Raw genomic sequence first — 12,190 nt, 5'->3', positions numbered from 1 at the left:
ATGGCAATTACAAAAATACATCCTATAAAATCAACCCTAAATTTGGCAATAGATTATATAACTAAGAGTGAAAAAACTGATGAAAAAATCTTGGTATCTTCATTCAAATGTCATCCATCTACTGCCCATATTCAATTTTTGAAAACTCGAGAAGACAATGATACTAAAGGTACAGTTTTGGCGAGACATTTAATCCAATCTTTTCTACCAGGAGAGGTTGATCCTATAAAAGCACACGAAATTGGAATGGAATTATGTAAGAAAATTTTAAAAGAAGATTATGAGTTTGTTCTTGCAACTCATATAGATAGAGGGCATATACACAACCATATTATTTTTAATAATGTTAATTACAAGACTGGTAAGTGCTACCAATCTAACAAAAAATCTTACCACAAAATCAGGTATCAAAGTGATGAATTATGTAAAGAAAATAAGCTTTCAGTCATTGATAAATACTATGAAGCTTACAAAAGAAAATATAAAACTGCTGGTAAGTCTTGGTACGAATATGACCAAAACAAGAAAGGAAATTCTTGGAAATCTAAACTGCAATTTGATATAGATAGAATGATTAATAGGTCTAACTCGTGGGAAGAGTTTTTAGAAAATATGAAATTTATTGATTATGAAATTAAATTTGGTAAACACATTGCTTTTCGTCATAAAGATAAACAAAGATTTACAAGATCGAAGACTATCGGAGAAGATTATACCGAAGAAAAAATCAAAGAAAGAATAGATTTAGCTATTAAAAACAAAACTAATCCTATTAAAAGACGTGTAGGAAACGTCATTGATATATCTACTAATGAAAAAGCTCAATCCTCAAAAGGTTATGAAGTTTGGGCAAGAAAACATAATATCAAAACAATGGCTGATTCAATAATCAAACTGAGAGAGCAAGGAATTAATTCAATCACTCAACTCGATGATCTGATTAAAAAATCTGCTGATGACAGACAAGACTTGTTAGATAAAATAAAGAAAATTGAAGCTAAAATGAAGAGTTTAATTCAAGATATGGAAAATATAAATACTATAAATAAATATCGTGAAATCTATAAATACTACAAGAAAAATCCTGAAGATAAGCAATTTGCAAATGAGTATTATAGTGAACTTTCCGTCTATAAAATAGCCGCAAAAGAAATCTTGGAGAACTATAATAATCTCCCTAATACAAAAGAAATACTATCAAATCTCGATAAATTGCAAGAAAAAAAGAACACCCTTATGCAAGAGTATTCTTTGAATAAAGAACAATTTTCTGACCTTGTTCAGTATAGGAAAAACTATGAAAATTATTATGGAAAGGAAGTGGAGAGATAAAAAGCTATAAGCGAACAAGCCTATAGCTTTTTTAAATTATTTATAAATTTTTATTCTAAACTTCTTATTCTATCTACAAGACTATTTTGGCTATGCTTTTCATAAAATTTGCCAGTAAATATTATCGCAATAATTATATTTACTAAATTTACAAGTATAAGTGGCATGATTACAAATTTATATGAAGTCCGCTTAGTTTGTTCCATAAAATCTATCAAGATTTATTTATATACAAGAAGCATAATGATGAAAGAATAGGTTTGAATTTTTTAATGTTTTCTCTCCTAATTTTCCTATATTCTTCAAGGCTAATTTCATCTAAAAGAAAGAGATCCTGGATAAACTTATCCGATAGATAGAAATTAAGCTCTGCTTTTAAATCCCTATCAGTGTATTCAGTTTTTATAACATCTTTTTCACCTTCAAACTTCTTTACTTTCATACTCCACCTCCTATATCACAGGCAAAGAAATCAGGTCTGTTTTTAACCTTAATTTTCTTTCCTCTATATCCCTTAGGACAAAGGGAGTATTTTTGAGTAAAGATTAAATAATAAAAGAATTTAGATAAAAAAAAGACCTATCAGTATTCCTATATGAATACCAATAGGTCTAAGTATATTATTTAGTTTTAAAGAAATCACCTCGTTCTCTAAGGTGGATACATTTCTCTTAATAAACACTATTTGACAAAGAACTGAAAAATAGTGCAAGAAAGAAATAACTTTCTAACACTATTTGTAATTCCAGAATAGATACTAAATTTATTGATACTTACTCTAAAATTTTATACCAATAGTATTTAATATTGAACCTTTTTATTTATATTTGTACGTAAACAAGGCTACAAATATGTTTATTACTAGTAATATTATAATTGGTAGGAAAAAAAACAGCAATTCATAACCATTTGTACTACCCATCGCTATACCAACAAATGATATTAATGAGCTAATTATAAATAATACTATAACAAATAGATATAAATATATTTTTTTATATAAAGCAAATACAAAAAACATAAGCGTTAGCATTATATATGGTCCTGCAACAAACGGTCCTTTAGAAAAGACTTCAAAAATAATATTTCCTGTTGGAAAAAACAAAACACCTAGAAATACAATTAAAACCATCACCATATAATATAGTTCACTCTGTTTGAATTTAAAATAAAATTTTTTTTTATTCTATCTTCTCTTTTAGATGTTTTTTTCATAGTTAATTACCATACACAACTAAATTTACCATATTTCCCAGGATTGTTTAATTTTATCCTAAGCCAAGCTTCCACAGCATTTGCTGCTTGTTTTTGTCCACCTGTCATTCTTCTTTTATTATTTATAATAAATTTTAAAAAGTCATCATCACAGGAACACTTATGGTATCCTACTTCTTTATAACACACATCATGGTCTCTACAACCATAATCTAATAGATCAATAGGTTCACCGCTTCCATACCCAGGACCACACCAATTTCCCCATATAGGTATAGGTGTAGGTTCTTTTGATCTTGTTTGAGCTTCTACATCATTGATGTAGTATTCATATTCTGCACTTGCCAATGTATTAAATATGTCTCCTGCTGCAATTATATCTTCATCTACATTATCTTCTAATGCCTTTTCCATATCAAAGCGTATAAAGTTTCCATCATCTACTATATAGCTCTGGATAATTTTTGTTCTTCATCCATTTTATATTTAATATTCTCAGAAAAGGCATTTGCAATTGTTCCTGAAGGTAGTAAAAATACTATAGATAAAAATAAATAAGCTAATCTTTTAATCATTTTTTTATTTTTCATCATTCTCTCCTTCTTTAGCTTTTTATGAATTTTTTAAATTCATTTTCGTAATCATTGCTTTCTAGCTTTTCATAGTCAAAAATTTTTATTGTATTTTTTTCAACACTTATTATACATGGAATATATTTTATATCAAACACTTCATCAATTAATGATATATCCTCCTTTGTGAGATTCTCTTTTTCGTCGATATAATAAAAAGGTATCTCTTCCCTTAAAGCAATATCTGAGACATTTTTTATATTTTTTATAAGTTTCACACAATATGGGCAAGTATCCCTTCCAAAATATATTAAAATTTTTTCTTCACCATCATTTATGTCTTGAATTGCTTCTGTTGGTTTTATTTTTGTAAAACTTTCTGTATAATATTTGTATCTGCTAAGTTTAAAAAATTGTACGATGTCTTCTGAATAATAAGCTACACCCTTTAAAAGTAATAACATTCCGAAGAATATTATTACTTGATGCTTCTTTAACATTTTCTTCATAACACTATATTTAAGTATATAATCTAATAATATACTCTTGCTCTTCCATGAAATGAAACAGGACCTTCAACGCTATAAACAGATACTGTAAAATTATGCTCTCCATAACAATGATTTCCACCAGTACAATCTTGCGTTCCATATCTTGATGAAACTTTAAATACTTTACTAGAGTTTGGTTTTATTGTGTAATATGTTATTGTATCTGAATTCCACCAGCCTTTATAAATATTCACATTAATTTCTGTGTTTCCTCTATTTTCAATGTAAACATTAACATCTCCAGCATTATACGGATAAGAATAGTTTCTTACTGTTATATTTTTCTTTACACTTCCTTCGTTGTAATAATATTCATCCCATAAATCTTTATCTGTAGCTCTTAATAAAGTTATTTCATTTGTGTCATACTCTAATTCTTCATTTGGCTCTTTCAATTCATTTGTGTCATACTCTAATTCTTCATTTGGCTCTTTCAATTCATTTGGGTTACATACTGTTATATCATATTTCTCTTCTTCGGTATTTACCTCACTATTAATTTTCGTTTCTTCAAATAACACCTCTTCTTCACTAAATGCAAAAACATTAGTTGGCATAGGTATTAATAAACCAACAACTAATAATGTACTTAATATTACTTTTTTCATTTCTATACCCCTTTCACAGACTAAAAACAAAATTGAAATAGCTTTTAATTTACTATCAAACGTTTTTCTTCCAAAAACACAATTTTTCTTTGGCCTCTTTATTTTTTAAACTTCTTATACACACCTCCCTAAACCTCCATGTTTAATAAGTGTTATTTATGCGTTAATATTAAGTTATTTTACAAACATCTCTAGAGGTATTTGATAATTTATAATTTTTCTTGACAGTGTGTTCATCCAATTCATTATTTTTATATAGTGATTTTCTCTATAGTATAGATTTTCCCTAAGGAAGAAATTTCCTGATTAAGACTACTGCGTTTTCATTGCTTCCTCTTTTTTGGGGATTATTTGGATAACAATAATAGAATTTATTCTATGTATTAAATAACTTCCCAAATCTTTTCCTGTATTGTCTCCTTTAAATAACTTATCAAAATACTCCTAAAATTCAATCAATTCTATATAATCCCTGCTTACTCTTTCTATTAGTTTAAACTATAGCATAGATATTCCACCTATGTCAACTTTTGTTGTTTTTTTGCAAAGAATAGCTTGTGTTTTATTTTACTTTTAAATACAAGCTATTCTTTAAATTATAATTAATCAATATAATAAAAAAGCCTATCTACAGTTGTACATAAAATCTTGGCACAGTCAAAAGCAATTTTTATTGTAGGAAGTTTTTTACAATTTTCCACTTCACTTATGTACTGTCTGCTTACATTTAAGCTATCTGCTAATTGTTGTTGAGTAATACCTCGTTCTTGTCTATATAATTTTATATTATTTCCCAAATAGTTTTCCTCCTTTTTTCTATCTAATTCTACTGGTAAAACAATATTTTCATATACATTTAGAACCGGAACAAGATTATAATTTTGAAAGATAAATCCAATATTCTTTCTGCGAAAAATAGTCAACTCTTCGTCCTTTAGTGTAGAAAGGTCTTTTCCATCTACCAGTACTTTTCCAAAAGTTGGTTTATCTAAACCGCCCATCATATTCAAAAGAGTGGATTTTCCACTTCCAGAAGTTCCAATGATAGCAACAAATTCACCTTCTCCTATTGAAAGAGAAATCCCATCTAATGTCTTTGTAATATTGGGCTCTTTTCCAAAATATTTTTTTAATTTATAGTTTCCAAAATACTCATATTAAAATCTCTCCCCTCTAATATACAAACCCTATAAATTAAATCTATTTAAAAGTTATTAATGACATATTGTTATAAAATAGTTATTATCATATTCTAAATAGAATTAAATCATTCCCAAACATATTTTTGTAACTTTTCTCTATATTTTATACATCTTTGTTTTCGTAAATAGGGATTCGTAAAAATATTAATATTTGTTGAATAACATTTAGAAGAACAAAAATAACATACATCACAAAACTTACATGGTGAAATTTTATCAACAATACAAGTTTGTTGTATATGATTAATACTCTTTGAAATCTTATCTAAATCGTTATAATTTCCTAAAACTATATTGTTATCTTCAGTAGATGCACTTAAAGTTACAGCTCCACTTGCAGTAATAGAAATCATAGAAAATCCTGCATTACACATTGATAACACATTTATATGCTTTAAGATATTATCTTCTCCACCTTTATTGCTTTCCGAAATTAAAAAATCATAATTTTCTATAGCACGACCTTTAATAGCTAATATTCTAGTTATCTGAACAATTTAATACTTAACTTTTTAAGACTGATTCTTAAAATTGTACACACATATTTTTGGGCAGTAAAAATATAAATTTTATTTTTTTGTACCTAATTAATTTTTCCATCTTTTATTGTTAAACAGTGTACATCATATTTTTTAATTAGATCTAAATCGTGCGTTACTATTATAACAATTTTTTCTTTAGCAATCTTATCAATAAGATCAAAAAATTTTTTCTCAATAATAGGATCCAAAGCTGATGTAGGCTCGTCCATGATAATCATATCAGCATCCCTTATTAGTGCCTTAGCTAAACCTATTCTTTGCCATTGTCCCTTGGATAATTCTTCCCCTCCAAACCATTTACCCATCTGCGTATCTAATCTAGCATCAAAAGTATCAATTTTATCTTTTAGTCCTAAAATATCCAGTAATCTAAGAATTTTTGCATCATCGTATTCATTTGACATAGATATATTCTCTCTCAATGTAAATTCATATTGATTATAATCTTGAAATAAAATTGCTATTCTATCTCTTAAAGATATCTTATCTATAACTCTTAATTCCAAGTCATTAACAAAAATTTCGCCTTCATAGTCGTTATACAAACCAGATATCAATTTTATCAATGTACTTTTACCGGAACCATTTACTCCTGTTAATATTGTTAGCTTACCTGGTTTAAATTCTGCGTTTACTCCATCTAGGATAATTTTATTTTCGTACTTAAATTTTACATTGTTCAAGCTTAATTTTTTGATTTCTTTTGTCAATTTTCTATAACCAATTAAATCTTGTTTTATATTCATGAAATCAAAATAGTTTTCTGCGTATAATCTATCTTTATAAATCTCAGATAAAGATTGGAATATAGACATAAAACTTGATTGTATACTTTCAATAGAATAGATAAATCCCATTACATTTCCTACAAGCCCATTTCTAGCCAACGATTTCATTACATATAAAACTATTAGTAATACCTTTATCACTAACTCAAATAGCAAAATACTGGTGTTTGTAATATTGTATACTAGTGATAATTTAATTGTATATTTCAATATTTTTTTTTTATATTTAATGAATTTCTTTAATAGGGTTTCGATATATTGGAAAGTCATTATTTCTTTTATCGCAATATTATTTGTAAGCAAATATTTAACATATTCACTTTTTCGTAATATTAAGACATTATTTTTTTCTACATTGTATGCATATTCACCCATTTTTTTATTTACAAAAAAAGAAAGTATCGGGACAATAAGTATGATCCACCAGTAACTATTTTTATAACTTATTAATAGTGATATTATTGATATTATTGATGTAATATCTTGAATTAATTTCAAAAAATGTATGTAAATATCTATTATTTTACCTTGTCCTAGAACTTGTGATTTACTTATTAGATTATAGGTGTTTTCTTCTTCGAAATGTCTTAATGATAATGTCTTTATTTTGTTTATAAAATTCTTTTCTAAAAAATATTCTATTTTAAGAACAAATATTTGATTTAAATATCCATTTATTTGAGAAATAATTATAATAAAAAGATTTACGCAAAAAAAAAAAAGTGATGTATACTATAATATCATTTTTACTATTAAAATTTTGTATACTATTGATTAAATGTTGTAATATATATATTTTAATCGGTTCTCCGAGCCCCATAAATACACTGAGTATAAAAATTGATATAAACAAAAATGGAGACGCAATATAACACTGTTTAATAGATTTCAACCAAATATTTCTTTTCATATATTTTTATCCTTCCAAATCATAACCAACTATCAAATTGTTAGTTTGATTACTGTCTATGCACCCAAGTGACACAAAATACTCTCTCAAGTTGCTATTTTTTAATTTATTTCAAAATTATTGTTATTTGCCTTTCTTTATCCAGCCATAAGTTGGCTTTATTTAATTTTATTTTAAAAATGTGCTCTTTGCTATTTTATACTCAAATCATCGTTTGCGATGTCTTGGTGTTCTTGTTTCCTTATATAGATATTGCTTTTGTTTGTTTTATTATAATGTATTTATACAATATCGGGTTACTCAAAAATCGTTTATTCTCAAATTTACATTTTAAAATAATATGATTAACAAGCATCTTTAGTGTACTTTTGCCTTTTAGATATACCGTGAAACTTAGTACTGATATTTTTGCTAAATGGCAAGTATTAATAAAATCCAACTCTTTATCTATGATTTTTGGTCAATAAGAGTATATTTGCATATTAGTTTTGCATATGATAACAGATCTTTTTCAAGCACTTTTTTATTTTTAGTGTATATAGCATTATTATAATGCTGAGTTGATTTTTTTGTCTCGTCTAAATTGCATACTTAACTAACTCAAGCCAAATAAAGGGGGGATAGCCTGCACTATCCCCCCTTTACCTACGTGATTCTATACGCTTGTTCTAGATGTATTACTAGCTGTTGATGCATTTGCCCCATGATTATGTGGCCAGCAATTACAACCACAATGAGAACAATTGTCAGCATCTCCCAAGGCAGATGAAAAACCTATTCCTTTCCTGCACATACATGCAAGAGGTTTTATTCCTCTTCCATCTCTTTTTAGGTCTCTTCCTAATGGATTTGTGATTTTCATAAAATTACCTCCTTCTTAAAACAACTGCATTTTATTCAAATCCTCTATTACAGAGGGATTAGAATACATCATTTCATGATATAGTCTCAAATAATTCTCTATACCAAAGCGCTCACTTGCACATTTATACTTTTTTGTCAACAAATTTAAACCATATTTATCATAACATACTGCATAACAAATGCTACATAAATTTATTGCCCAACATCTTGAACAATCATTTTCAGACTTCTTGCAATAATCAGAAACATAATATTTCTTTATCGAATCTACATCATAACCTTCTATATAATTCCCTATATTGGGTGTTTCTCCCATGCGTTCACACAAATTATATTTCCCATCGACCGTAACAAATAATTTTCTCCCACCAGGCATACAGCAACCATTCATTATGTATTCACTCATGGGTTCGCCAGAAATACGTCTACTATGGATTTTTTGAAGATTCTGCAAAATTCCATTCCATGTAAATGGATTTTCTGAATTAAAATCTTCTATAAAGTTTTCCGACCATTCTTGAACTGGATTATTATCTTTCATAAATTCTATTGATGACTTATAAGCTAGCCTATTTCTTAAATCATCAATATCTATTTTCTTTCCATAATCTACGTAACTTGTAATAATTGATGTTTTCTCGTCTATATATGGGCAATCTCTGAAAAAAGATTGTATCCTAGATAATTTATTTTCATCATATGGCGGAGTGATAACTGTACTCAATAGAATTAAATCTTCTTTTCCTTTCTTTTTTAATTCATTATATAGAATTTCAAGTCCCTTTAATGTCCTATCAAAACTACCTTTTCCATTTATGTCTACTCTATATTCATCATGGGTTAATCTGTCTCCATCTATACTACAAACTACTGAGAAATTTTCCGTATTTGCAATAAATTTAGCGATATCTTTACTCATGAGAGTTAAATTTGTTGTCATTGAAAAATTCAATTTAGTATTTAACTTTAAAGATAATACGTATTCAACAACTTCCTTTATTAACCTAAAATTTATTAATGGCTCTCCGCCATAAAAAGTTATATAAAACTCATCGTCTACTCTGTTTAAAATACTATCGATACTCTTTAAAGCAACTTCCAAAGGCATATCCTTAGTTTCGTTAAAACTTCTAAACTTATCATTTTCATCACCATATATGCAATATTTGCATCTAAGGTTGCATTTTTGAGTTACTTCCAATATAATTTGGTTCAATTTTCTATTTAAATTCTCTTCCAAGTTTAAAACCTGATCTCCAGTAAAACCTAAAAAAGGATGAGCTTGAAGTAAGTTTTCTTTCTCTATTGAATCAAGTAATTCACTCAATACATTTATATCACTGCTTTTAAACATTTTTTCGAGTTCATTATTATCTTTACTAGACAATATCTTTTCGAATATTTTATATTCTTCAAATGTGCACTCAAAGATTTTCCCAGTCCCCAAATCATAGAAAAAATATTTATCCCTGGTTTGAAAAATTTTCCCTAATCTTTCATTGCAGTTGTTTATAGATAATATAGTTTTTAACTTTTTTACTTCTTTACTACACATCTTGAACCCCCGTAAATTGCTACTATAATTGACTCTATTTATTTTACTAATTGACTCTATTTATTTTGCTAAACTATAACTTTAGTATACGTTCAAGTTTGCCCCTAATATAGTTATATATTATTTATTTTTGTTTAAAATAGTAACTATTACCATACCAACAACTCCACCTATAACATTTGTTATTATATCGGTTATGTCTGAAACTCCTATTGATAAGATATATTGTATCGTCTCAAAGGATAAACTAACCAATAAAAATATCCAAAAACCAAATTTAACATCATGATTTAATTTTTTTAATAAAATTCCAAATGGTAAAAAAGCTACGATATTAAATAATGGTTCTAACCAAAACAAATCTCCTTCTACAACATTAGTATATCGAAAAGGTATTAGGTTAATCTCCCTTATTCTCCTCATATCACTAATAGAAAATCCAAACTTAAATAAAACTAACCAACTGAGCAAAATTATATATACAACTAATAGAATTTTTATTTTTTTCTTATTTGAAATAACTCTCACTCCTATCAACTTATAATTGTTTTCTATATTTCATACTTAGAATATCATAATTGAATAATCGTGTCAACTATAGGCGTCGTCCGTTCTTAAAAAATAGAGATTTAATATAATATATTTTGCAATTAAATCTCTATTTTTTAAGGTTTGTGATTTACTTATAATAAAATAACATGTCAACTGTTGTACATAAAACCTTGGCACAGTCAAAAGCAATTTTTATTGTAGGAAGTTTTTTACAATTTTCCACTTCACTTATATACTGTCTGCTTACATTTAAGCTATCTGCTAATTGTTGTTGAGTAATACCTCGTTCTTGTCTATAAAATTTTATATTATTTCCCAAATACTTTTTCTCCTTTTCCCTTAAAGTTTAATTATAATGTTCTTTATTTTTTTTGTCAACTTTTGTTGTTATGAGATAAGAATAATTATAATAATTGATTTACTCTTCTCTGAACTTCCTTATACTCATATCCAGCATTAGTTAATCTTCTTTTTCTTTCCTCTCCATTTCCCCATTTTCCACTTATAACTTCTCTGGCTAACTCTTCGATTATCTTTCCAACTGGATGTACTATCTTACCATTAGAATCAAATACTTTTAATCCGAATCTATTGGCACATCTTTTAGCATTTTCCAAATTCTTAAATGCACCTTTCTGACTTTTTACATCAGACCAGGATTTTCTAACTCTATATAGTCCACTTGTTGGATTACTGACAATCTTATCGCCTCTGAGTCTTTTATTTACTTCACTTGCAATATATGGAAACTTGCTGCCAAGATATGGTCCTGGACAGTTAGTGTTTTTATACCATTCGTGTTTTTGAAGGACACCATCCTTACCTCCAGTGTAGGTGCAAGGATGGATTCCATTTCTTCTGCAGATGTCTGTAACTAAATCAATTAGTCTATTTAAAATATAATCAGAAACTAACCACTGAGGTCCCCTCGTAGAGTTCCCTACTTCTATTGTTACCGCTCTATTGTCACACCAGGAAGATGATGTTGTCCATGCCCTATTAGATTCATCAACCCCTAAAACAATAACTCCATCAGATCCTAAATTGTAGTAAGCAGATGCTCGTCTTGACCTTGGCACAAATACTCCAGCAATATTTCTACCATTTATAACTCCAGTTGCGTGATGGATTGCTATTTTAGTTATCTTTTGATTTCTTCTACCACTATGGTTAGGCGAGAGAATTCTTGCTTGTACTATAGATAGCCCCTCATTTGCTATATAAAAAAAGATGATGGCCGTTCTTATCATGGTTCCATCACCTTTAATTAAATTTACATCACATAGGTTTGCTATTCTTACAACTATAAAAATCATTATTTTTTTAGCTATTCCTTTAAATCCTATAGCTGAAGATAGTTTTCTTTCAACCCCTGCTCTTAAAACTCCAGTTATATAATCAGCTATTACAAAAGCAAGTAATGTGTATATATAAAAGCATCTATTTCACCTAAATAAAATCCTATATATCCACCAATTGCTACAAATACCACCTTGATT

General features: G+C 27.7%; 14 protein-coding genes and 1 pseudogene. 1 reads left to right on the top strand and 14 read right to left on the bottom strand.

Features of this window, described 5'->3' with window-relative positions:
- Nucleotides 1-1,332 (top strand): relaxase/mobilization nuclease domain-containing protein, encoded by a 1,332-nt coding sequence (locus ACWPVO_RS09030; protein ID WP_454207932.1) that lies wholly within the window; start codon nucleotides 1-3, stop codon nucleotides 1,330-1,332.
- A 214-nt stretch (nucleotides 1,333-1,546) separates the two neighbouring features.
- Here the strand turns inward: ACWPVO_RS09030 and ACWPVO_RS09025 are convergent, their stop codons facing one another.
- From ACWPVO_RS09025 to ACWPVO_RS08960, 14 genes and pseudogenes are all read right to left on the bottom strand, one after another.
- Nucleotides 1,547-1,774 carry an SHOCT domain-containing protein gene (locus ACWPVO_RS09025; protein WP_349054214.1) on the bottom strand — a complete coding sequence of 76 codons (228 nt, stop codon included), beginning with the start codon at nucleotides 1,772-1,774 and terminating at the stop codon, nucleotides 1,547-1,549.
- Nucleotides 1,775-2,553: 779 nt separating this feature from the next.
- The gene (locus tag ACWPVO_RS09020) at nucleotides 2,554-2,961 is read right to left on the bottom strand and encodes a phospholipase A2 family protein (RefSeq protein WP_454207930.1); all 408 of its coding nucleotides are present in this window, start codon (nucleotides 2,959-2,961) and stop codon (nucleotides 2,554-2,556) included.
- 29 nt (nucleotides 2,962-2,990) lie between these two features.
- Complete coding sequence (locus tag ACWPVO_RS09015) at nucleotides 2,991-3,137, bottom strand: hypothetical protein (RefSeq protein ID WP_454207928.1); 147 nt, start codon at nucleotides 3,135-3,137, stop codon at nucleotides 2,991-2,993.
- Nucleotides 3,138-3,151: 14 nt separating this feature from the next.
- Nucleotides 3,152-3,628, bottom strand: coding sequence for a thioredoxin domain-containing protein (locus tag ACWPVO_RS09010; RefSeq protein ID WP_195445679.1), 477 nt, complete (start codon nucleotides 3,626-3,628; stop codon nucleotides 3,152-3,154).
- A 23-nt stretch (nucleotides 3,629-3,651) separates the two neighbouring features.
- Nucleotides 3,652-4,278 carry a hypothetical protein gene (locus ACWPVO_RS09005; RefSeq protein WP_349054209.1) on the bottom strand — a complete coding sequence of 209 codons (627 nt, stop codon included), beginning with the start codon at nucleotides 4,276-4,278 and terminating at the stop codon, nucleotides 3,652-3,654.
- Between the two features lie 602 nt (nucleotides 4,279-4,880).
- Nucleotides 4,881-5,321 carry a helix-turn-helix transcriptional regulator gene (locus ACWPVO_RS09000; protein ID WP_431833766.1) on the bottom strand — a complete coding sequence of 147 codons (441 nt, stop codon included), beginning with the start codon at nucleotides 5,319-5,321 and terminating at the stop codon, nucleotides 4,881-4,883.
- A 224-nt stretch (nucleotides 5,322-5,545) separates the two neighbouring features.
- Nucleotides 5,546-5,854 carry a hypothetical protein gene (locus ACWPVO_RS08995; RefSeq protein WP_454207925.1) on the bottom strand — a complete coding sequence of 103 codons (309 nt, stop codon included), beginning with the start codon at nucleotides 5,852-5,854 and terminating at the stop codon, nucleotides 5,546-5,548.
- Nucleotides 5,855-6,063: 209 nt separating this feature from the next.
- Nucleotides 6,064-7,308 (bottom strand): ATP-binding cassette domain-containing protein, encoded by a 1,245-nt coding sequence (locus ACWPVO_RS08990; RefSeq protein ID WP_454207923.1) that lies wholly within the window; start codon nucleotides 7,306-7,308, stop codon nucleotides 6,064-6,066.
- A 1,067-nt stretch (nucleotides 7,309-8,375) separates the two neighbouring features.
- Nucleotides 8,376-8,582: an Apre_1838 family putative sactipeptide bacteriocin gene (locus ACWPVO_RS08985; RefSeq protein ID WP_195445686.1), complete on the bottom strand. Its 207-nt coding sequence runs from the start codon at nucleotides 8,580-8,582 to the stop codon at nucleotides 8,376-8,378.
- Between the two features lie 15 nt (nucleotides 8,583-8,597).
- Nucleotides 8,598-10,139 (bottom strand): radical SAM protein, encoded by a 1,542-nt coding sequence (locus ACWPVO_RS08980; protein ID WP_454207921.1) that lies wholly within the window; start codon nucleotides 10,137-10,139, stop codon nucleotides 8,598-8,600.
- A 120-nt stretch (nucleotides 10,140-10,259) separates the two neighbouring features.
- On the bottom strand, nucleotides 10,260-10,667 hold the full coding sequence (locus ACWPVO_RS08975) for a VanZ family protein (RefSeq protein ID WP_454207919.1): 408 nt from the start codon (nucleotides 10,665-10,667) through the stop codon (nucleotides 10,260-10,262).
- A 151-nt stretch (nucleotides 10,668-10,818) separates the two neighbouring features.
- Nucleotides 10,819-11,010 (bottom strand): helix-turn-helix transcriptional regulator, encoded by a 192-nt coding sequence (locus tag ACWPVO_RS08970; RefSeq protein ID WP_195445692.1) that lies wholly within the window; start codon nucleotides 11,008-11,010, stop codon nucleotides 10,819-10,821.
- An 85-nt stretch (nucleotides 11,011-11,095) separates the two neighbouring features.
- The gene (locus tag ACWPVO_RS08965; RefSeq protein WP_454207917.1) at nucleotides 11,096-11,941 is read right to left on the bottom strand and encodes an N-acetylmuramoyl-L-alanine amidase; all 846 of its coding nucleotides are present in this window, start codon (nucleotides 11,939-11,941) and stop codon (nucleotides 11,096-11,098) included.
- Nucleotides 11,942-12,085, bottom strand: a pseudogene (locus ACWPVO_RS08960) (phage holin family protein); the annotation flags it as partial.
- Nucleotides 12,086-12,190: the final 105 nt, after the last annotated feature.

The sequence above is a fragment of the Peptoniphilus sp. Marseille-Q6390 genome (genome assembly GCF_965119475.1).
This window is presented reverse-complemented; position numbering and strand designations above follow the sequence as displayed.